At 63.7% G+C, this 19,713-nt stretch carries 24 protein-coding genes and 4 tRNA genes; 6 read left to right on the top strand and 22 right to left on the bottom strand.

Going from position 1 to position 19,713, the window contains the following annotated elements:
- Positions 1-66 precede the first annotated feature (66 nt).
- From R4P65_RS01120 to R4P65_RS01065, 12 genes are all read right to left on the bottom strand, one after another.
- Positions 67-759 (bottom strand): hypothetical protein, encoded by a 693-nt coding sequence (locus R4P65_RS01120; RefSeq protein WP_317825158.1) that lies wholly within the window; start codon positions 757-759, stop codon positions 67-69.
- 177 nt (positions 760-936) lie between these two features.
- Positions 937-1,656: a 50S ribosomal protein L1 gene (gene rplA, locus R4P65_RS01115; RefSeq protein WP_003941982.1), complete on the bottom strand. Its 720-nt coding sequence runs from the start codon at positions 1,654-1,656 to the stop codon at positions 937-939.
- 109 nt (positions 1,657-1,765) lie between these two features.
- Positions 1,766-2,200 (bottom strand): 50S ribosomal protein L11, encoded by a 435-nt coding sequence (gene rplK, locus R4P65_RS01110; RefSeq protein WP_003941896.1) that lies wholly within the window; start codon positions 2,198-2,200, stop codon positions 1,766-1,768.
- A gap of 67 nt (positions 2,201-2,267) precedes the next feature.
- Positions 2,268-3,125: a transcription termination/antitermination protein NusG gene (nusG, locus tag R4P65_RS01105; RefSeq protein ID WP_050655835.1), complete on the bottom strand. Its 858-nt coding sequence runs from the start codon at positions 3,123-3,125 to the stop codon at positions 2,268-2,270.
- An 84-nt stretch (positions 3,126-3,209) separates the two neighbouring features.
- Positions 3,210-3,713, bottom strand: a complete 504-nt coding sequence (gene secE / locus R4P65_RS01100; protein WP_230812147.1) for a preprotein translocase subunit SecE — start codon at positions 3,711-3,713, stop codon at positions 3,210-3,212.
- Positions 3,714-3,744: 31 nt separating this feature from the next.
- Positions 3,745-3,817: transfer RNA gene (locus R4P65_RS01095), tRNA-Trp, on the bottom strand.
- A gap of 173 nt (positions 3,818-3,990) precedes the next feature.
- The gene (hadB, locus tag R4P65_RS01090) at positions 3,991-4,416 is read right to left on the bottom strand and encodes a (3R)-hydroxyacyl-ACP dehydratase subunit HadB (protein WP_317825157.1); all 426 of its coding nucleotides are present in this window, start codon (positions 4,414-4,416) and stop codon (positions 3,991-3,993) included.
- A complete protein-coding gene (gene hadA, locus R4P65_RS01085; protein ID WP_019744315.1) occupies positions 4,403-4,957 on the bottom strand; it encodes a (3R)-hydroxyacyl-ACP dehydratase subunit HadA in 555 nt (184 codons plus the stop codon). Before hadA ends, hadB begins: the two co-directional genes overlap by 14 nt.
- Before the next feature lie 86 nt (positions 4,958-5,043).
- Positions 5,044-5,211 (bottom strand): 50S ribosomal protein L33, encoded by a 168-nt coding sequence (gene rpmG, locus R4P65_RS01080; RefSeq protein WP_003941903.1) that lies wholly within the window; start codon positions 5,209-5,211, stop codon positions 5,044-5,046.
- Between the two features lie 61 nt (positions 5,212-5,272).
- Positions 5,273-5,345 (bottom strand) — tRNA-Met (locus tag R4P65_RS01075).
- A gap of 45 nt (positions 5,346-5,390) precedes the next feature.
- Positions 5,391-5,463, bottom strand: a tRNA-Thr gene (locus tag R4P65_RS01070).
- A gap of 329 nt (positions 5,464-5,792) precedes the next feature.
- A tRNA-Tyr gene (locus tag R4P65_RS01065) sits at positions 5,793-5,875 on the bottom strand.
- A 224-nt stretch (positions 5,876-6,099) separates the two neighbouring features.
- Here R4P65_RS01065 and R4P65_RS01060 point away from each other — a divergent pair.
- Entirely contained in the window at positions 6,100-6,591 is a 492-nt protein-coding gene (locus tag R4P65_RS01060) for a YajQ family cyclic di-GMP-binding protein (protein ID WP_003941854.1), read from the top strand.
- Positions 6,592-6,661: 70 nt separating this feature from the next.
- Here the strand turns inward: R4P65_RS01060 and htpX are convergent, their stop codons facing one another.
- Complete coding sequence (gene htpX / locus R4P65_RS01055) at positions 6,662-7,525, bottom strand: zinc metalloprotease HtpX (protein ID WP_029254860.1); 864 nt, start codon at positions 7,523-7,525, stop codon at positions 6,662-6,664.
- 153 nt (positions 7,526-7,678) lie between these two features.
- Positions 7,679-8,728: a polyprenyl synthetase family protein gene (locus tag R4P65_RS01050; RefSeq protein WP_317825156.1), complete on the bottom strand. Its 1,050-nt coding sequence runs from the start codon at positions 8,726-8,728 to the stop codon at positions 7,679-7,681.
- Between the two features lie 104 nt (positions 8,729-8,832).
- On the opposite strand from R4P65_RS01050, the gene R4P65_RS01045 reads away from it, so the two are divergent.
- Positions 8,833-10,095: a geranylgeranyl reductase family protein gene (locus R4P65_RS01045; protein ID WP_411742499.1), complete on the top strand. Its 1,263-nt coding sequence runs from the start codon at positions 8,833-8,835 to the stop codon at positions 10,093-10,095.
- Between the two features lie 16 nt (positions 10,096-10,111).
- On the opposite strand, the gene R4P65_RS01040 is transcribed toward R4P65_RS01045, so the two are convergent.
- The 4 genes from R4P65_RS01040 to menD form a co-directional block, all read right to left on the bottom strand.
- Positions 10,112-10,810, bottom strand: coding sequence for a demethylmenaquinone methyltransferase (locus R4P65_RS01040; RefSeq protein ID WP_003941879.1), 699 nt, complete (start codon positions 10,808-10,810; stop codon positions 10,112-10,114).
- A gap of 37 nt (positions 10,811-10,847) precedes the next feature.
- Positions 10,848-11,993: a glycosyltransferase family 1 protein gene (locus R4P65_RS01035; protein ID WP_317825154.1), complete on the bottom strand. Its 1,146-nt coding sequence runs from the start codon at positions 11,991-11,993 to the stop codon at positions 10,848-10,850.
- A 68-nt stretch (positions 11,994-12,061) separates the two neighbouring features.
- Positions 12,062-12,505: a DUF3592 domain-containing protein gene (locus tag R4P65_RS01030; RefSeq protein ID WP_317825153.1), complete on the bottom strand. Its 444-nt coding sequence runs from the start codon at positions 12,503-12,505 to the stop codon at positions 12,062-12,064.
- Complete coding sequence (gene menD / locus R4P65_RS01025; RefSeq protein ID WP_317825152.1) at positions 12,502-14,115, bottom strand: 2-succinyl-5-enolpyruvyl-6-hydroxy-3-cyclohexene-1-carboxylic-acid synthase; 1,614 nt, start codon at positions 14,113-14,115, stop codon at positions 12,502-12,504. The genes R4P65_RS01030 and menD overlap by 4 nt, the downstream gene beginning before the upstream one ends.
- Before the next feature lie 68 nt (positions 14,116-14,183).
- Between menD and R4P65_RS01020 the strand changes: the two genes are divergently transcribed.
- On the top strand, positions 14,184-14,786 hold the full coding sequence (locus R4P65_RS01020) for a flavin reductase family protein (protein ID WP_317825151.1): 603 nt from the start codon (positions 14,184-14,186) through the stop codon (positions 14,784-14,786).
- A gap of 58 nt (positions 14,787-14,844) precedes the next feature.
- Complete coding sequence (locus tag R4P65_RS01015) at positions 14,845-15,672, top strand: siderophore-interacting protein (protein WP_317825150.1); 828 nt, start codon at positions 14,845-14,847, stop codon at positions 15,670-15,672.
- Between the two features lie 66 nt (positions 15,673-15,738).
- Here R4P65_RS01015 and R4P65_RS01010 read toward each other — a convergent pair whose 3' ends face one another.
- The 3 genes from R4P65_RS01010 to R4P65_RS01000 are packed head-to-tail and all read right to left on the bottom strand — an operon-like array spanning position 15,739 to position 17,875.
- Positions 15,739-16,185 carry a DUF6918 family protein gene (locus R4P65_RS01010; RefSeq protein ID WP_230812140.1) on the bottom strand — a complete coding sequence of 149 codons (447 nt, stop codon included), beginning with the start codon at positions 16,183-16,185 and terminating at the stop codon, positions 15,739-15,741.
- A gap of 48 nt (positions 16,186-16,233) precedes the next feature.
- Positions 16,234-17,229 (bottom strand): o-succinylbenzoate synthase, encoded by a 996-nt coding sequence (locus tag R4P65_RS01005; protein ID WP_317825149.1) that lies wholly within the window; start codon positions 17,227-17,229, stop codon positions 16,234-16,236.
- 1 nt (position 17,230) lies between these two features.
- A complete protein-coding gene (locus R4P65_RS01000; protein ID WP_317825148.1) occupies positions 17,231-17,875 on the bottom strand; it encodes a PaaI family thioesterase in 645 nt (214 codons plus the stop codon).
- A gap of 83 nt (positions 17,876-17,958) precedes the next feature.
- On the opposite strand from R4P65_RS01000, the gene R4P65_RS00995 reads away from it, so the two are divergent.
- Together R4P65_RS00995 and R4P65_RS00990 are read left to right on the top strand one after the other, a co-directional pair.
- Positions 17,959-18,852: a 1,4-dihydroxy-2-naphthoyl-CoA synthase gene (locus R4P65_RS00995; RefSeq protein WP_024487301.1), complete on the top strand. Its 894-nt coding sequence runs from the start codon at positions 17,959-17,961 to the stop codon at positions 18,850-18,852.
- Between the two features lie 29 nt (positions 18,853-18,881).
- Positions 18,882-19,271, top strand: coding sequence for a VOC family protein (locus R4P65_RS00990; RefSeq protein WP_317825147.1), 390 nt, complete (start codon positions 18,882-18,884; stop codon positions 19,269-19,271).
- Positions 19,272-19,352: 81 nt separating this feature from the next.
- On the opposite strand, the gene R4P65_RS00985 is transcribed toward R4P65_RS00990, so the two are convergent.
- Positions 19,353-19,712: a hypothetical protein gene (locus tag R4P65_RS00985; protein WP_260646556.1), complete on the bottom strand. Its 360-nt coding sequence runs from the start codon at positions 19,710-19,712 to the stop codon at positions 19,353-19,355.
- Position 19,713 lies beyond the last annotated feature (1 nt).

The raw sequence follows: 19,713 nt of genomic DNA, 5'->3' as shown, positions 1-19,713 counted from the left end.
TGACTACTTGCTGCATAACCAAATCGGGTTCGTCACGCACCTGGTTTCTTCACGCACCCCGTTTCTTCAAGCACCGATAGCCCTGGCGATCTTGTGTTCGATCTCTGCCCGAGCTCGGTCCGGCAGCACCATCAGCCCGTCGAGTTCTTTGTGGGCCTTCCGATACGCACTCTGACGTTCCTGTGGCGTCGCGCCATCGTCCATGGCCAGTCGCAGCAGACGTTGCGCCCGTACCAGGCGCTCTTGTTCGTCGAGGGTGAATCCGCTCCGACGGCGACGTTTCGCCTCCGCTTCCGCGATCTCGAAGGCGATCGAGTAAGCGTGCACCGCCTCGCGGTACTCGGTTTGTGCCTGCTGGTTACCGATCATCGTCTCCGGATTGCCTGGACGGAGCAGATCGGCACGATATTTGGCTCGATGAAAATCGGCCGTCAAAGGCTCACGCATGTCCGTCATCATCGGAGTGTCGAGCAGTGTGACCGGGTCGAGCTCGTACGAGAACCATCGGGCGTCGACCGCATCGTGCTGCTCGATTGCCTTGGCCAGCTCTCGACGCTGTGTTTCTTCGTCTGCGTGATGTTGTGCGTTGGCCTGCGCGATGGCGACCTTGGTCTGCTGCTTGAGCCGGAAGCGCTCTTGCCGGCGCTCGATCCGCCTTTCGTTGGCAACCGCGACACCTTTCAGCGCCCCACCGATGGTGCCGCCGAAAACGAAGATCAGCCACCAAAAGTTTCCGAGGAACTGGAACGCTTCGTGCATACACCCGATGATGCCACTGCTGTACCGGATACCACTGCTGTACCGGATACCACTGCTGTACCGGATGCCACTGCTGTACCGGATGCCACTGCACAGCGAGGCGGACCTCGCCCACAACAGACAAGAAGGCCGGCAGGGAATGATCCCTGCCGGCCTTCTTGTTCGTATGCGGACTGCTTACGCGTCTGCAGCATCCTCGAGGAGGTTGCGAGTACGGTTCGGATCCACCGGGATGCCCGGACCGGTGGTGGTCGAGACCGTGATCTTCTTCACGTAGCGGCCCTTGGCCGACGAGGGCTTCGCACGCAGGATCTCGTCCAGGGCTGCGCCGTAGTTCTCCACCAGCTTCTCATCGTCGAACGATGCCTTGCCGATGACGAAGTGCAGGTTGGCCTGCTTGTCGACGCGGAAGTTGATCTTTCCGCCCTTGATGTCGTTGACAGCCTTGGTGACATCCGCCGTGACGGTGCCCGTCTTCGGGTTCGGCATCAGGCCACGCGGTCCGAGGACACGGGCGATGCGGCCGACCTTGGCCATCTGATCAGGAGTCGCGATTGCGGCGTCGAAATCGACCCATCCACCCTGGATGCGCTCGATCAGGTCTTCTGCACCGACTACGTCAGCGCCTGCAGCCTCGGCTTCTGCTGCCTTCTCGCCAACAGCGAACACGATGACGCGAGCGGTCTTACCGGTGCCGTGGGGCAGGTTGACCGTTCCGCGGACCATCTGGTCAGCCTTACGGGGGTCGACGCCCAGACGAACTGCAACCTCAACGGTTGCATCCATCTTGGTGGACGACGTCTCCTTGGCGAGCTTTGCAGCCTGAAGCGGGCTGTAGAGCTTGTCTGCGTCGATCTTCTCAGCGGCGGCGAGGTACGCCTTGCTGCGCTTTGCCATTTGTTCTGTCCTTACTTATCACTGCAGCGAACTACCTGTGCAGTGGTGAATGGTTCAGTTGTGGTCGGGGCCTGGCCGGCCCTCCCACGTAATGCTGTGGAGCGGACTACTAGCCCTGGACCGTGATGCCCATGGAACGAGCGGTGCCGGCGATGATCTTCGCGGCCTGCTCGATGTCATTGGCATTGAGGTCTTCAGCCTTGGTCTTCGCGATTTCGCGCACCTGATCCATGGTCACCGAGGCGACCTTGGTCTTGTGCGGTTCGCCGGAGCCCTTGGCGACGCCGGCTGCCTTGAGGAGCAGCTTGGCAGCGGGAGGGGTCTTCAGCTTGAAATCGAAGGTCCGGTCTTCGTAGACCGAGATCTCGACCGGCACAACATTGCCGCGCTGGGACTCAGTCGCCGCGTTGTAGGCCTTGCAGAACTCCATGATGTTCACGCCGTGCTGACCGAGCGCGGGACCCACGGGAGGTGCAGGGTTAGCCTGACCTGCCTGGATCTGCAGCTTGATGAGCCCGGCGAGCTTCTTCTTCTTTGGGGGCATCTCTAGTTCCTAGTTTCTAGCTTGGGTGTGTGTCTTGCGTCGAACAAATTGCAAGTTTTTGGGGTGGTCAGATCTTCGCGACCTGGTTGAAGTTGAGCTCAACCGGGGTTTCACGACCGAAGATCGACACGAGAACCTTGAGCTTCTGCTGCTCGCCGTTGACCTCGCTGATGCTGGCCGGAAGGGTTGCGAACGGGCCGTCCATGACGGTGACCGACTCGCCGACCTCGAAGTCGACCTCGATGAGGGGCTTGCCGAAGGACTCGGACGGTGCCTCGCCTGCTGCGACGGCGGCCGCTGCAGCCTGCTGCTTCTTCTGCTCCTGCTGCGGGAGCAGGAACTTGACGACCTCGTTGAGGGTCAGCGGCGAGGGACGCGACGTGGCACCGACAAACCCGGTGACGCCAGGCGTGTTGCGCACGGCGCCCCACGACTCGTCGTTGAGCTCCATGCGAACGAGGATGTATCCGGGCAGGACCTTGCGGTTGACCTGCTTGCGCTGACCGTTCTTGATCTCGGTGACCTCTTCGGTGGGAACTTCCACCTGGAAGATGTAGTCACCGACGTCGAGGTTCTGAACGCGGGTCTCGAGGTTGGTCTTGACCTTGTTCTCGTAACCGGCGTACGAGTGGATGACGTACCAGTCGCCCGGGGCGCGACGCAGCGCGGCCTTGAGTTCGGCAACGGGATCCTCGACCTCGAGCTCGGCGGCGGGAGCGGCCTCGTCGGAGTTCTCGGCATCGTCGGAGATGACGTCCTCGGTCGCTGCAGTGTCGGCAGCGTCTTCAGCAACGTCTGCATCGGTGCCTTCGGCAACGTCTGCATCGGTGCCTTCGGCAACCACGACGTCTACTTCGGCTGCCGCCTCGGCAGAAACACGCTCTTCGGCCAAAGCCTCATTCGTGTCGTTCTCGGGGGTGCTCACTGGGGCACTCGCTTCCTCTCGTTACTCGGACCCGGGTCGGGTCTTGTCGCGCTCGCAGGCAAAGACGCCCGGCTGCTACGGCGATCAGCCGAACAGCCAGGTGACACCCTTGATCACAGCGATATCGACGCCGCTGATGAAAGCGACCATGAAGACCACGAACGTCAGCACGACGCTGGTGTAGGTGATCATCTGCTTGCGGTTCGGCCAGATGACCTTACGGAGTTCTGCGATGACCTCGCGGAAGAACTTGCGCAGGCGCTTGAAGATGTTGTCTTTCTTCGCCTTGGGCTTCTTGCCGGGGTTCGTTGCAGTCGGCTTGGCCGATGATGTTCGGGATGCCGTCCGGGCCGGAGTCTTCACGGTGGACGCGCTGACCGAGGCGCCGCGTGCAGCGCGCTTGCCGGTCGGCTTGTTGGAAACCCCACTGGGTGCGGAGGGGACCTCTTCGGCACCGTCCTTGTCCAGCGACAGATCGGAACGCGTAGTCGCGTCAGCTGCAGTGTCGTCGACACCGGTCGAATCGGCAGACGTTGAAGTCTCCGCATCCGAAGTGTCGGCGTCGCGCTTGGCGCGCTCCTCGCTCACGTCGTTCCTCTCAGTCGCTGGCATCCGGGGGCAGGGGCGACAGGACTTGAACCTGCAACCTGCGGTTTTGGAGACCGCTGCTCTGCCAGTTGAGCTACGCCCCTTTGGTCGACCTCGACAGGTGAACCCTGCCTGAATCAACCGTTCTGCGATCACACAACATACGCGCTACCCGAGGTGAATGTCTTGCAACATTCAGGGCAGCGCGCAGCGCTGAGGAATCCCAGAAATCTCAGTGTACTTCAAAGCCCCGGAACAAACACAATCCGCCCTGCGATCAGGCTAGACGGACCGTGGCAGTGGCACGACCGAAGATCTTCTTACCTTCGGACTTGGCCACGATTGCCAGTACTGCGGTCTTGCTTTCTTCGTCGATCGACTTCACCTTGGCGGTGAAATCGATCTCGGCAGCCTTGTCGGCCGCCACGATGACCGGGCTCGTGAACCGTACGTTGTACTCGGTCACTGCGCCCGGATCTCCCAGCCATTCGGTGACGTAACCGGCACCGATGCCCATGGAGAGCATACCGTGCGCAACCACGTCCGGCAAGCCGGCAAGTCGTGCAACCTCGTCGCTGAAGTGAATCGGGTTCGGATCTCCCGAGACACCGGCATAGTTGGCGAGGTTTCCGCGTGTCAGGGTGACGGACTTCTCGGGGAGAAGTTCGCCGACACTCACGTCGGAGAATTTACGAAGCGACATGCATCATCACGTCCTTGACTGCGTGGGCGATGTTCTCGTCCACTTCCCCACCCGTTCGAGCTACAAGCGTTGTCCACGTGGTGACAACTGCCTCGTCGTTCTGATCGGTGATGATGTTCTTGGTCACGATGATGTCGCTACCTGCGGCCTGCCTGAACGAATCCAGGAAGACATCGCAGAAGAGTCGGTCACCGACCTGCATGGGCTTGTGCAGCACCAAACGCTGATCGGTCTGAAGAATCTGACTCAAGTCGTAGCCTGTGACGATCTCTTCGAACAGACGTCGCTGAGCAATGGCACCCACGATCGCGACAAAAGTGATGGGAGCGATCAGACCGTCGTATCCGAGGCCTTTGGCTGCCGACTCGTCGTAGTGCGCGGGATGCGCGTCCTGGACGGCGCGAGCGAACTCGCGCACCTTCTCGCGTCCGACCTCGTAGAAGTCTTCGACACGATAGTGGTGACCGACCATCTGGACGGCATGAGCGGCCGGGTCCGTAGGGACCTCGGCCGCTGCCTGGTTCTCTTGCAAATCTGTCACGCGGTGAGACTCTCTTCTAGCTAGGACCCGAAGACGCAGGCCCGGAGAGGGTCTTCCGCGAAAATCGTCGTCCTGTTAAGGACTTACTACTTCGACTCGCGATGCGACTGGTGGGTTCCGCAGTTGGGGCAGAACTTCTTGAGCTCCAGGCGATCGGGGTCGTTGCGCCGATTCTTCTTGGTGATGTAGTTGCGGTGCTTGCATACCTCGCAGGCCAAGGTGATCTTGGGCCGAACGTCGGTCGAGGAGGCCACGGGATGCCTTCTTTCGGGTGTATCTGATTACGAGCAATCAGGGTGGATCATGCATATTGTGTAGCGGTGACCGGACTTGAACCGGCGACGCAACGATTATGAGTCGTTTGCTCTACCAACTGAGCTACACCGCCTCGGTGTCGAGTGTCGCGCGGAAAGCACGGCACCACAATCCAGCGAGCCCCCTAACGGAATCGAACCGTTGACCTTTTCCTTACCATGGAAACGCTCTACCGACTGAGCTAAGGGGGCGTGGCTCAGGAGCGCGTTGCCGCTCTCTTGAAGCCTCCGAAAGATTACACACGAACGAGCGCCAGCACCAAATCCGCTGGTCATCGGGGCAAAAATGGTGCCGGAGCCCATTCTTGCACCGATCGGGGCCTGTGGCGAGGGCTTTGCGGGAACCAACTTGGCCCCGCACTCCCCCGAAACCATCCCCCGGGGCCCATCCCGAGGCCCCTGCGCCCCCGACGCCCCTGAGCCGCAGCCGGCTCCTGCGTCGCCAACGCGCGCTCGACCTCGGCACAAGCACAAAAAAGTCAGCCCCGATTCTCGGAAAGAGAATCGGGGCTGACTTGGTGTGGCAGATGTAGGATTCGAACCTACGTAGGCATAAGCCGACGGATTTACAGTCCGCTCCCATTGGCCGCTCGGGCAATCTGCCGTGCTTGCACCAGGCTTCGATCCGGCGCATTCGCAAGTATATCGCGACGTGCGGCGGCCGAAAACGGCTTCCTCGGTGCGGTGAGAAGAATACAACGAACACACCCCCATTTTGCAAACCGGGTGGTAACGGGCGGTGCCGACCCGATAACGTCGAGGTGTCCACCGGTATGGAAGGTGGGCGGAACTCGATGTTCGTGAACTACCGGAAAGCGGGAGTGTGAAGTGGCTGATTCGTCCTTCGACGTGGTGAGCAAGGTTGACCGTCAAGAGGTGGACAACGCCCTACATCAGGCTGCCAAGGAGTTGACCACGCGTTTCGACTTCCGAAACACGGGAGCGTCGATCGAGTGGTCTGGTGAAGAGACGATCACGTTGAACGCCGACACCGAGGAGCGACTGCTGGCCGCCCTCGACGTGTTCAAGGAGAAGTTGATCCGTCGTGACATTTCGCTGAAGGCATTCGATGCCGGCGAGCCGGCGCAGTCCGGAAAGATCTACAAGCTGTCCGGAACCCTGGTCCAGGGCATCAGCAGCGAGAACGCGAAGAAGATCACCAAGAAGATCCGCGACGAGGGTCCCAAGGGCGTCAAGGCGCAGATCCAGGGTGAGGAACTTCGTGTGAGCAGCAAGAAGCGCGACGACCTCCAGGGGGTCATCTCCTTGCTCAAGGGTGAGGACTTCGGGATCGCCCTGCAGTTCGTGAACTACCGGTAGTAGGGGCTGCGCCCCTGTGCGCCTTTTTGGTAGTTCCGACGACCAGAAAGGCGCACAGGGGCCGAAGGCCCTACATCCCTGCCATCTTCTCCAAACGCTCGATCCGGTCCGCCATAGGCGGATGCGTCGAGAACAGCTTGCTCACCTTGTCCCCCGCCCTGAAGGGGTTGGCGATCATCAAGTGGGACTGCGCCGCGAGCTTCGGCTCGGGCGGCAACGGCGCGGCCGCGACGCCCGACTCGAGCTTGCGCAGCGCCGACGCCAACGCCAACGGGTCACCGGTGAGCTCGGCTCCCGATTGATCCGCCTGATACTCGCGAGAGCGCGAGACGGCCAGTTTGACCACGGTTGCAGCTATCGGTCCCAGGAGTGAAACGAGCAGCAGCGCGATCGGATTACTTCCCTGCCCGTTCCCTCGTCCGCCGAAGATGCTCGCGTACATCGCGAAGTTGGCCAGGCCCGAGATGACGCTGGCCATCGCGCCGGCCACGGACGAGATCAGAATGTCCCGGTTGTAGACGTGGGAGAGTTCGTGCCCGAGCACGGCCCGCAATTCGCGTTCGTTCAGGATCTGCATGATGCCGCTGGTCACGCACACCGCGGCATGACGAGGGCTACGACCGGTGGCAAACGCGTTCGGGGCGTTCGTGGGGCTGATGTACAGCCTGGGCATCGGTTGGTGCGCCGTCGTGGCGAGTTCGCGCACGATCCGGTAGATCGCCGGTGCCTCGACCTCGGTGATGGGCTGGGCGCGCATCGACCGAAGAGCCAGCTTGTCGCTGTTGAAGTACACGTAGGCATTCATGCCTACGGCAAACAGAACGGATCCCCACAGAAGGAACGGGCTGTTGAACAGCGAGCCGATGAAGACGATCAGCGCCGACATCCCCACCAACAACCCGAATGTCTTCGCACCGTTCGCGTAGCCGTGCAAACCGCTCACCTCTTGCCTCGCCGGAGCCGAAGGCTCACCCGAACTCCCCGGCGTGTGCACCGGGTCTGTTCAGTCAACGAAGGACAGGGTCATCAGGGTTCCCACCCAGAGCTCGTCCGGGTTTCCACCCGGTAGCCCCGATTCGTCGAGGTGTCAGCCGACTCGTTCGATCGTGTAGTCCACGAGACGCACCAGCGCTTCGTTGGCGGGCCCCTGGGGCAGTTCGGCCAACTGAGCCTTCGCCGCGACGGCGTACTCACCCAGCTTTGCCTTCGCCTTGGCCATGCCCGGCGAACGTTCGAGCAGTTCGAGGGCTTCTTCTACCAGGGCGTCTTCGGTAACCGGGCCCGCGAGCAGCTCCCGCAGGCGATCCGCGTCGGCTCCTTCTTCGCGGAACGCGTACAAGACGGGCAGGGTATGGACGCCCTCGCGTAGGTCGGTGCCAGGTGTCTTACCGGACTGCGCCGATACGGACGAGATGTCGATGATGTCGTCGGAGATCTGGAACGCGGTGCCGACGGCGTCACCCAGGCGCTCGAGGCGCTCGATGTGGGCTGCGTCGGCGCCGGAGAAGGTACCGCCGAATCGTCCGGAGGCAGCGATCAGCGAACCGGTCTTCTCCCACACGACCTTGAGGTAATGCTCGACCGGATCCTGCTCTTTCTTGACGCCGATCGTCTCGCGCATCTGGCCGGTGACCAGCTCGGCGAAGGTCTCGGCGATGATCCGAACTGCTTCGGGCCCGAGCGTCGACACCAGGCGCGACGCGTGTGCGAACAGGTAGTCGCCGGCCAGGATCGCCACGCTGTTTCCCCAGCGGGCGTTTGCGCTGGGTGCCCCGCGCCGCATGGACGCCTCGTCCATGACGTCGTCGTGATAGAGCGTTGCGAGGTGAACGAGTTCGGTGACGGTCGCTGCGGTGATGATCGACGGATCGTTCGGCACCGGTCCGAGTTGCGCGGTCAGGATCGTGAACAACGGACGGAAGCGCTTTCCCCCGGCGCGCGCGAGGTGCAGCGCTGCCTCGGTGAGGAAGTCTTCGCCGTCGGACAGCTCGCTGACCAACAACTCCTCGACATCGGAGAGTCCACCACGCACTACTGCGGCGAGCTGTTCGTCGCCCAGGTCGATGCCTGCAACGACGGTGCTCGATGCGGTTGCGTCGGCAGCAGTCTTTTCGGTGCTCACGATGTCAGTACCCATTCCTGTCGTCAGTGACGGCTCGGTTCCCACGGTAGTGAACCTAGCGGTTCGCGCTCGGGACGGCCTCGCCACGGTGGCGATCGCGAGCCTGGGAAGATGTGAGTGTGTCCGTAGAAGAGCAGTCCCCCGTCGTCGATTCGCTTCCGACCGAAACCGACATTGTGGTTATCGGCGCAGGTCCCGCGGGTTCTTCGGCCGCTGCATGGGCCGCCCGCAGCGGCCGAGACGTCGTGCTGGTGGACGCTGCCGTGTTCCCGCGAGACAAGACTTGTGGTGATGGACTCACTCCGCGCGCCGTAGCCGAACTGGATCTCCTCGGCCTCGGTGAGTGGGTTCGGTCACATACGACGAACAAGGGCCTGCGGTTGTCCGGCTTCGGTCAAGAACTCGAACTCGAGTGGCCAGGAACATCCTTCCCACCGATCGGCAGTGCCATCCCCCGCACCGAACTCGACGACGCCATTCGCCGGTGCGCCGTCGAATCCGGCGCGGTCATGGTCGAGGGCACCAAGGCTGTCGACGTCGAACTCGACGGTGATCGCGTAGCCGCCGTCGTGCTCGCCGGCCCTTCGGGACGCAGCACCCTTCGTTGTCGGACGCTGATCATCGCCGACGGCGTTCGCTCGACGCTCGGCAAGAAGCTGGGTCGTCAGTGGCACCGGGACACCGCGTACGGCGTCGCGGCACGCGCGTATGTCGCGACGCCGCGCAGCGCCGATCCGTGGATCACCTCGCATCTGGAACTGCGGGACGCGGAGGGCACGTTGCAGGCGGGGTACGGCTGGATCTTCCCGCTCGGCACCGGCGAGGTGAACATCGGCGTCGGGACACTGGCGACGTCCAAGCGTCCGGCGCCGGGCGCCCTGCGTCCCCTGCTCGACTTGTACACCGATCAGCGCCGAACCGAGTGGCAGTGGAGCAGCGAAATACATTCCGTAGCTTCGGCTTTGCTGCCAATGGGCGGCGCCGTCTCCAACATCGCCGGACGCAACTGGGCCGTGATCGGCGACGCCGCAGCGTGCGTGAACCCGCTCAACGGTGAGGGCATCGACTACGGCCTCGAAGGCGGACGTTTGGTGGTCGAACAGCTCGGCGCCGACGACCTGACGCAGCTGTGGCCGACCGTACTTCGGGAGCATTACGGTCAGGCGTTCTCGGTCGCGCGCCGGCTCGCAGGCCTGCTGACTGTTCCGCAGTTCCTGCCCGCGTCAGGTCCGATTGCGATGCGTTCACGAGCACTGATGACGGTTGCCGTCCGGGTTATGGGAAACCTCGTCACCGATGCCGACGCCGATCTGACGGCGAAGGCCTGGCGCGCGTCAGGAGCCGCGTCGAGAAAGATCGACTCGCGACCGCTGTTCGGTTGAGCAATTGCTGTGCGGGTCAGGCAGTGGCGTAATGCAGCGCCACGATGCCGCCGGTGAGGTTGCGCCACTTGACGTTCTTCCACCCGGCAGCCTCGATCTTGCGGGCCAACTCTTCCTGGGTCGGCCAGGCGCGGATCGATTCGGCGAGGTAGACGTAGGCGTCGGGGTTGCTGCTGACGGTGCGTGCGACCTGCGGGAGCGCCTTCATGAGGTACTCCATGTAGACCGTGCGGAACGGCCCGAAGACTGGCGTCGAGAACTCGCTGACGACGAGGCGTCCGCCAGGCTTGGTTACCCGGGCGATCTCGCGCAGTCCGGCTTCGAAGTCGGAGACGTTGCGCAGGCCGAAGGAAATCGTCGCGGCATCGAACACGTTGTCGGCATAGGGCAGGTACATCGCGTCACCTGCGACCATCGGAACTTTGCGTGAGATTCCGGCCTTGAGCATTCCCTTGGAGAAGTCGGTGGCGACGCACCAGGCACCGGAGCGCCCCAGTTCGACGGTCGAGACTCCGGTTCCGGCGGCGAGGTCGAGTACCTTCTCGCCCGGCTTGAGGTCGAGGGCTTCGCGGGTGGCCTTGCGCCACCCCTTGTCCTGGCCGAAGGACAGCACGGTGTTGGTGAGGTCGTATCGCTCCGCGACGTCGTCGAACATCGACGCGACTTCGTGCGGTTGCTTCTCGAGAGTTGCTCGGGTTCCGTGTGTAGTGGCCACACCCGAAACGCTACCAACCCTCGGGCAGCGAGGGCGTTCAGGCTGCTCTGGCACCCGTTCGCCGCCCGAGGCCCTGCACGTCCTCGTAGTGACGGAGCAACTCTTCGCAGATTGCCGGCCAGGTCCGGTGCAGCACCGAGCGCCTCGCCGCGGAGCCGAACTGCACTCGCAGATCACGCTGGCGAAGTGCGTCGACGGCGCTTGGCAGGAGTTCGGTGAACCTGTCCGTCGGCAGGAGGTAGCCGTTGCGGCAATGCGAGATCAGATCACGGGGGCCACCGGCGTCCGGTCCGACGACGGGCACACCGCTCGCGAGGGCTTCCTGAACCGCCTGGCAGAAGGTCTCGTGCTCGCCGGGGTGAACGAACACGTCCAGGCTGGCGTACGCGTCAGCAAGCGCGGTACCGCCGAGTTGTCCGGTGAAGATCGCGTCCGGCATCAGTCGTTGTAGGTTCCCGCGATCCGGGCCGTCTCCGACGATCACGATCTGCACGCTGGGGTCGGCCGCCAGCACGGCCAGTCGCTCGATGTGCTTTTCGGGCGCGAGGCGACCGACGAAACCGACCACCAACCGGTCGCTGTCGCCGATCCAGGACTGCCGCAACGCCGAGCTACGACGCGAAGGCGCGAATCGTTGTGCGTCGACTCCGCGGGCCCATCGGTGCACGCGCGGAATGCCGTGCTCTTCGAGGGCGTCGACTGCCGACGTGGAGGGCGCAAGGGTCCTGTTGCAGCTCTTGTGGATTCGACGGGTCCACGCCCACGCGGCGCGACTGGTGACGCCGAGACCGTAGCTTTCGGCAAATCCGGCGACGTCGGTCTGGTAGACCGCGACGGTCGGGATCCCGAGCCGCTTGGCGACGGCCACTCCCCCGGCGCCGAGCAGGAACGGTGACGCCAGATGCACGACGTCGGGCGAGAAGGTCCGCACGGCCGTGGTCAATCGTGGTTGCGGCAGGCCGACGGGAAGTGAACTGACTTTGGGCACCATGACGGCGGGCACCCGAACCACCTGAACACCTTCGTGTTCGGTGGCGGCAGAGGTATCGGATCCGACAGTGTCCGGCGCAATGACCATGGCGTCGTGGCCAGTGCGATCGAGGTGTTCGAGCACGCGTAGTACCGAGTTGGTGACGCCGTTCATGTTGGGCAGGAATGACTCCGCAACGATGGCTACTCTCACACCGAGAACGGTGACAGGGCCAGGAAAAGTCCACGTCATGTTCGTGTGAAGTTCGGGCGAAGCGCGAACTAACTCGAGGCGACCGGCGCCGATCGCGGAGCCCCCGCTTCCCGCTTGCGCAGATACCAGATCGACGGTCCAGCCAGAAGCCACGTCACGACGATCACGGATCCGGCCGGGATCAGCGCCACGGTCGCATTGCGTCCGGCTACCCTGACCAGGTCGGGCTCCGTCTTGTAGTACTCCACCTCGATGCGTTGTCCCACAGTCAGATTGGTGGGGTAGAGCACGCCGAGTTCAGGGTTGTGATTTGCGCCGTCCGGTGTCACGAAGCTGATCGCCGACCGAAGCGAGCCCGCCGAGAGCACCTCGGCGGTTGCGGTCCCCATGTTCGATTCGATGGTCCGATCGTTGCGCCAGGCACCGAGAACGAGGATGACCGCGAGCACCGAAATGCCGACGGCAACCACCAGCACGCCGATGCGGAGCCGACGCAGAACTGTTTGTGTCACAGCTGTGCCCGCACAGAAGCGTGGAGTTCGCGCAGCCCACTGCGATCTGTCGCGACCTCGAGAACACGGATCCCGTTGGCAGGTTGCGCCAGCGTCGTGGCCAGGGCGTCGACGGTGACGGCTCCGTGTGGCACGCGGTACGCCGCACAGAGCGCAGCGAGGTCCATGCCGTGCGGTGTTCCGAACACTCGCTCGAAGACTCCGGCGTACTGCGGGTCGCCTTGTTCGAGGAGCTCGAAGATGCCGCCGCCGTCGTCGTTGGCGACGACGATGGTGAGGTCGCTCGGCCTCGGCTCACCGGTCCCGATCAGCAGTCCGGAAGCGTCGTGCAGGAATGTCAGGTCGCCCATGAGAGCGACGGTCCGGCCACCCTCGTACGCCAGTGCGGCACCGACCGCCGCCGAGACGGTGCCGTCGATACCTGCGACGCCGCGGTTGGACAGCACCCGCACGGCGGGCTTGGGGTAGCTCACGAGGGCCGCGTCGCGAACGGGGTTGGAGGCGCCGAGCAGAAGCTGGTCACCGTCCACCAACGCATCCATCACGGCCGCTGCGACGTGCAGGCCGGTGGCCTTGGGGTGGGCGTCGAGTTGCTTACGCACGGCAGTTTCGGCGTGTTCGGTCAGCGCGGCGCACCGAGCGATCCACGCGGGATCTGGCGTTCCGGTGATCACTGCCCTGGTACCGGTGGCGAGTACGTTGCCGGACACGTCAGGCCAGCGCGGCCCGGTTGTCAGCGCGTAGACGTCGACGCTCGGGTCGGCCAACACCTTCGAGACCTGGCGATGCAGCGTCGGGCGGCCGGTGATGATGGCCTGCTTGGGCTTGAGTTGCGAGAGAGCGAGTGGATGCAGCGCGATCCCGTGCATCGGAGCCGTCGGCTCGGCCACCGTCGGCAAGCCGGCCAGCTCGGGTCGAAGTGCACTGCCGTGTCCGGAGATGACCACCGTGTCCGCGGTGAGGTCCAGATCGACCGGAACGTCGAGCGTCGCGTTCTGCGTGGTGGTCCAGGCCGCACCGCCGGGACGGCCCTCCGGAACCGGTCCCTGGACGTGCACGTCCGGCACCAGCGGCTCACGGAGCGGGATGTCGAAATGCACGGGGCCCGCGTTTCCGGATCGGGTTCCGCGGGCAGCGGCGAGGACACGGCAGACCGCGGAGCGCCACTGGCTGTTCTGCGTCGAATCGTCTTCGGCCAGGCCCAGGCTGATGGTTGCGCGAACCTGACTGCCGAAGAGCCCAAGCTGCTCGACGGTCTGGTTGGCGCCGGTGCCGAGCATCTCGTACGGCCGGTTCGCGCTCAGGACGACGAGCGGCACTCGCGCATAGTTGGCCTCGAGGACAGCGGGTCCGAGGTTGGCGACGGCGGTCCCGGAGGTCATCACAATGGGGACCGGTCGTTTCCCTGCGATTGCCAGTCCGAGTGCCAGAAAGCCTGCGGTCCGCTCGTCGATCCGCATGTGCAGACGCAACCGGCCGTCGAGGTCGGCAGCCTGTAGGGCAAATGCGAGGGGCGCGTTGCGAGAGCCTGGACACAGCACGACTTCACGCACGCCACCACGAACCAGTTCGTCGACGACGGCTGTGGCTTGTGCAGTGGACGGATTCACGCCTTCAAGAGTGTCAGATGTTCAGGCCCAAGCATGCCCAGGGGCGGGGACAGCGGCATTATGTGGGGGTGCGCACACTCTTCGATCCAGCCGAGCTCGAACCCCGCCGGTTCTACCAGTTACTCACCGCTTCGGTGGTCCCCCGGCCGATTGCGTGGGTGTCCACGGTGTCGGCCGACGGCGTAGGCAATCTGGCTCCGTACAGCTTCTTCACCGTGGCCAGTTCGGCGCCGCCGATCGTGCAGTTCACGTCGGTCGGGCGCAAGGACAGTCTGCGCAACATCGAAGTGACCGGCGAATTCGTCGTCAATCTCGCGACGGCTCCTCTCGCGGACGTCGTGAACGCCAGTTCGGCTTTCTACGACGCCGATGCCGACGAATTTCTCGAGCTCGGTATCGCGAGTGAGCCTAGTGAGCGGGTTCGCCCCGTCCGGGTCGCCGACTCCCCGATCGCCATCGAATGCACGCTCCACCAGGTCATCGAGGTCGGCAATTCGTTTGTCGTGATGGGAAATGTGGTCGCGGTCGCTGTTCGTCCCGAAGCCGTGGCCGACGACGGCCTACCGGACTTCGCGGCTATCGCGCCGATGAGTCGATTGGGCCGAGCACAGTGGGGCCTTCCGCCCGAAGTCGTCGAAAAGGACAGACCCACCACTCCACAGCGACACTAAATCAGGTTAGGGTTACCTGATTAGGTACGAGTAACAGATAATCAGGGAGCAACCAGTCATGGCCAAGCGCGCCAAGTTCGTGAAACCGGCCTCACGCAGCATCGTGTCGGCGCAGGTCGTGGCGAACAAGCGAATCAGCCCCAGTTTCATCCGAGTGACCATTGCGGGCGAGGAACTGTCCACCATCGCACCGATGGGTGCCGATCAGTGGTTCCGCATGTTCATCCCGCAACTCGGTCAGAGTGAACTCCGGTTGCCGAGCGCGGCAAGCAATCTCTGGTACGCGCAGTATCTGTTGATGTCCAAGGACACGCGACCTGTCGTGCGCAACTACACGATTCGCGCCTACCGCGCGGCCGGATCAGGCCTCTTCGGCGAGACCACGGAAATCGACATCGACTTCGCCTACCACGGGGACATCGGCCCGGCATCCGCGTGGGCGGACGCCGCGTCGGCCGGCGACAAGGTCGCCCTCCTGGACGAGGGGTGCATCTACAACCCCACTCCCGAGGCCACGTGGCAACTGCTCGTCGGCGACGAGAGTGCGCTTCCCGCGATCATCGGCATTCTGGAAACCGCGCCCGCAGATCTGCGTGCCGAGGTCTTCGTCGAGATTCCGAACATCGAAGACAAGCAAGACATTCCGGAGCTGGTGAACGTCAATGTTCATTGGCTGGTTCGCGAGGAAGAACACACGACACCGGGTGTTCTGACCCTCGAGACCGTCCGCGATGCCAAACTGCCAGAGGGGCCGTCGTACACGTTTGTCGCCGGCGAACAGGCGCTTACCACCGGGCTGCGTCGGCATCTCGTGAACGACCGGAAGTTCGCCAAAACCGACATCACCTTCACCGGCTTCTGGCGCCACGGCCATTCGGCTCACTGACGGACACATCAAAAGCAACGAGCGGCCCGGGAGATTCTCCCGGGCCGCTCGTTGTTTTATGTTCGCTTAGGCAGCGTGCTTCTGGATCAGCTCGCCCAGACGGGGCAGAGCTGCAGTCACATGCTTCTTGGCCGAACCGCGCAGCTTCGAGTACATCGACTTGACGACGGCCTTGTCGCTGCCGTCGATACGCTCGTCCGTCACCTCGAGGAGGGAATCGGCAACCGCGTCACCGCGGGCGCTGATGAAATCGGCGAAGCTACCTTCGCCGGAAGCCGAGAAGTCCTGCCAGTACGGCTCGAGCTTTGACACGAAAGCCGGCAGAAGCGCGGTGACGGCGTCCGGCACGATGGACGGGCTCACCTTCTTGACCGCGCCGTAGCCACCCTTGAGAGCCAGCCCTGAGGCCCCCGACTTATCCGAAACCTCTGCGTCGATCAAGGTCTGCACGTCCGCGACGACCGCGGGAACCCGTGATTCCTCGAGCAGGGTTTCGTTCAGAGCTGCAACCACTTTCGATCCCTTCATTCTTCACTGATGTTCATCAGGTCGCGCCCGAGACTATACGAAATTCGGCTGGTCCCTACTGCCGAGTATCCGATGGCAGCGCCGAGCCCGCTTCAGCCACCAGTCGCGTCGGTCCGCGGATGCGGCCAGCGTCTCGAGCAGAACCGGATCAGGCTCGACGGCACCCACCGACAAAGCACCGTCGACAGCTGCCCCGGTAACCGCGACATCCCGGACGAACAGGCCGCCGGTGCCGAGGCCGCAGGCAAACGGAAGCGAAGGCAAGGCTGCCGCGGCCGCCAGCCCCGCTGACATCCCCACAGCCGTGTCCAGCGCACTCGAGACCACCACCGGCACCCCGTAGTCCGCCAGCTGCGCCGACAGCGCCACCACAGCACGCATTCCGCCCAGCGGCGGCACCTTCACGACGGCTACGTCCGCTCCCCCGGCTCGTACGACGCGCAGGGGATCCTCGGCACGGCGAATGCTCTCGTCGGCAGCGATCCGCACACCGGTCCCCGCCGCGCGGACCCTGACCAGCTCCTCGACGCTTGCACACGGCTGCTCGGCGTATTCGAGTTCACCGTCTTCGGTGATCGCACGCAAAGCCGTGATCGCCTCGTCCACACCCCAACCGCCGTTGGCGTCGACGCGTACGTTCGGGATGTGCCGACGCACCTCGTTCACCCGCGCGACGTCCTGCGCCAGAGACTGCCCCTTCTCGGCGACCTTGACCTTGGCGGTCCGGGCCCCGGGGAAGCGCTCCAGCAATTCCGGAACGGCAAACGCGTCGATCGCCGGCACTGTCGCGTTGACGGGAACTGCATCACGAAGCGCCGGCGGCGGACCCAGCCACGCCGCTTCGATACCCGCGAGCAGCCACTGCGACGCCTCTTCGTCGTCGTACTCGACGAACGGGGCGAATTCTCCCCACCCGGCCGGGCCACGAACGAGCAAGGCCTCACGAGTCGTGATGCCGCGAAAGCGAACTCGCATCGGCAGCGCGAGCACCGCGGCGTCCGCGATCAGATCGTCGAACGAGGGGAACATGTCAGGGCTGTCCTGGAAGCAGTTCGATCATGAGCGCCTCACCGTCGGCGAGGAGCTTGCCGTCGAGGTCCGTCAGGCGCGCGCTGACAAAAGTCTTGCGACCCTCGACCCGATCCACCTTCCCCTCGATCACCAGTTGTGTGTTGAGCGGAGTGATGGCGCGGTAGTTGATGTGGAGGTAGCCGGTGCGGGAGATCGGACGGCCACCCGCGTGGACCGTCATCCCGAAGACGTCGTCGAAAAGCAGGGGCAGGACACCTCCGTGAGCGGCGCCGTTGCCGCCCAGGTGGTAGCGGCGGAAGACACCGGTACTGCGGACTCCTTCGGTGTCGAACTTCTCGACCATCCACGGGAGCATGAGGAGGCTGCCGCGACCGGGCAGTTGAATGTTGGAACCCGCGGGCGACTTGCCTTCCGGGACCTCGTACGGCGTCAACCGATCGGCAAGTTCCTCGGCCTGCGTAGCGATGTCTGCGAGTACGTCGTCGGGCACGTTGGTCGAGACCGCAAGGTCCTGCAACCTGCGCATCGCTTCGACGAAACGGCCGAAGTCCGGACCTGCGGGAGTGTGCCGGAACCGCGGAAATCCGCCCCGGTTCTCACCGTCTGTGACGATCTCCGTGCCATCTGCGGTTTGTTCGCTCATGACCTGCACGTTAGCGCGCCCGGGAACGTGTTCTACCTCAGGTATCCGTTAGACGCGCGACGCTTGCCTCTATCGTGACTCAGGTGACCTTCAACCCGCAGCTCTGGCGCCCCGTCCCCGGATTCGAGAACCTCACCGACATCACCTACCACCGGCATGTCAGCCAAGGCACCGTTCGCGTCGCCTTCGACCGACCGGAAGTGCGTAATGCGTTCCGCCCGCACACCGTCGACGAGTTGTACCGCGCGCTCGATCACGCCCGGATGACCTCGGACGTGGGCGCGGTGCTCCTCACCGGCAACGGACCGAGCGAGAAGGACGGCGGTTGGGCGTTCTGCTCCGGCGGAGACCAGCGCATCCGTGGTCGCAGCGGCTACCAGTACGCCGAAGGAGAAACGGCGGACACCGTCGACAAGGCACGCGCAGGGCGCCTGCACATCCTCGAGGTCCAGCGCCTGATCCGCTTCATGCCGAAGGTCGTGATCTGCCTGGTCAACGGCTGGGCTGCGGGCGGCGGCCACAGCCTGCACGTGGTGTGCGACCTGACCCTCGCCAGCCGCGAGCACGCACGGTTCAAGCAGACCGACGCCGACGTCGGAAGCTTCGACGGCGGCTACGGCAGCGCCTACCTGGCAAAGATGGTGGGCCAGAAGTTCGCCCGCGAGATCTTCTTCCTGGGTGAGACGTACACCGCCGAGGAAATGCATCAGATGGGCGCCGTCAACAAGGTTGTCGACCACGCCGAACTCGAAAACGTCGCGATCGACTGGGCCGGCAAGATCAACGGCAAGTCGCCGCAGGCGCAGCGAATGCTCAAGTACGCGTTCAACCTGCAGGACGACGGGTTGGTCGGTCAACAGTTGTTCGCCGGTGAGGCAACCCGTTTGGCATACATGACCGACGAGGCCGTCGAGGGTCGCGACTCGTTCCTCGAAAAGCGTGATCCCGACTGGTCACCATATCCCTGGTATTTCTGAGACAGTAGTGAAGAGAGGGGAGGTCGGACGTGGAGATTCTGAGCAGTCGGACGATTTTGCGCCCGAGCGAGTACGAACGAACGCTGAGCTTCTACCGGGACACCCTCGGCCTGGCGATCGCTCGTGAATATCCAGGCGGCACAGTCTTCTTCGCCGGCCAAGGGCTGATCGAAGTCGCTGCGCACGGCGGCACCGGCGAGGGTGGCTTTCGCGGCGCGATCTGGCTGCAGGTCCGTGACCTCACTGCCGCTCAGACCGAACTGGTTCTCTCCGGGGTCAAGATCGCCCGCGAGGCCAGACAAGAACCGTGGGGACTGCACGAGATGTGGATTGCCGACCCGGACGGGACGCCGATCGTGATGGTGCAGATCCCGGAGGACCATCCCATCCGACGCGATTCCCGACCGCCGTCCGTGTAGTCGAGACACAGCTGTAGCCGAGCAGAGACAGATGCCCGCCACGAACTTCCGTGGCGGGCATCTGTCGGTTCTTCGCAGAGATCAGTTGCGCGTGCTCAGCGCCTGCGAGATCTGATCGCTCTGGGCCTGACCCTCGAGTAGTTGACGAACCAGCCACAGCCGCAATACCTTTGCCACCGATGCGGCCAGGAAGAGCGCAGCACCGACCACTGTCAGGGCGAGGAAAACCACGGTGAGGATCTGGTACGACACCAGATCCCGCAGGTCCGAAAGCGTCAGCGAAGAGATGTAGACGACGAAGGCGCCGACCACTCCGACGACCATGAGCACCAGGCCCGCGATGCGCGTCGCCGCGTCGCCGCCTGCCTGCTTCTTGTCCAGCTTCAACTCTGCGATGTTCTTCTTGAATTCCTCACGGCGATCTTCGGCGAGAGTAGTCATC

Origin of the sequence: Rhodococcus sp. IEGM 1318 (genome assembly GCF_033142465.1) — a bacterium.
GTDB classification, from domain to species: Bacteria; Actinomycetota; Actinomycetes; order Mycobacteriales; family Mycobacteriaceae; genus Rhodococcus_F; species Rhodococcus_F qingshengii_B.
This window is presented reverse-complemented; position numbering and strand designations above follow the sequence as displayed.

Bases quoted from the DNA above. Each gene is read 5' to 3' on its own strand.
- R4P65_RS01120 (WP_317825158.1), bottom strand. From the start codon at position 759: ATGCACGAAGCGTTCCAGTTCCTCGGAAACTTTTGGTGGCTGATCTTC.
- rplA (WP_003941982.1), bottom strand. From the start codon at position 1,656: ATGGCAAAGCGCAGCAAGGCGTACCTCGCCGCCGCTGAGAAGATCGAC.
- rplK (WP_003941896.1), bottom strand. From the start codon at position 2,200: ATGCCCCCAAAGAAGAAGAAGCTCGCCGGGCTCATCAAGCTGCAGATC.
- hadB (WP_317825157.1), bottom strand. From the start codon at position 4,416: ATGTCGCTTCGTAAATTCTCCGACGTGAGTGTCGGCGAACTTCTCCCC.
- R4P65_RS01050 (WP_317825156.1), bottom strand. From the start codon at position 8,728: ATGGGTACTGACATCGTGAGCACCGAAAAGACTGCTGCCGACGCAACC.
- R4P65_RS01015 (WP_317825150.1), top strand. From the start codon at position 14,845: ATGGCCAAGCGCGCCAAGTTCGTGAAACCGGCCTCACGCAGCATCGTG.
- R4P65_RS01005 (WP_317825149.1), bottom strand. From the start codon at position 17,229: ATGTTCCCCTCGTTCGACGATCTGATCGCGGACGCCGCGGTGCTCGCG.
- R4P65_RS01000 (WP_317825148.1), bottom strand. From the start codon at position 17,875: ATGAGCGAACAAACCGCAGATGGCACGGAGATCGTCACAGACGGTGAG.
- R4P65_RS00985 (WP_260646556.1), bottom strand. From the start codon at position 19,712: ATGACTACTCTCGCCGAAGATCGCCGTGAGGAATTCAAGAAGAACATC.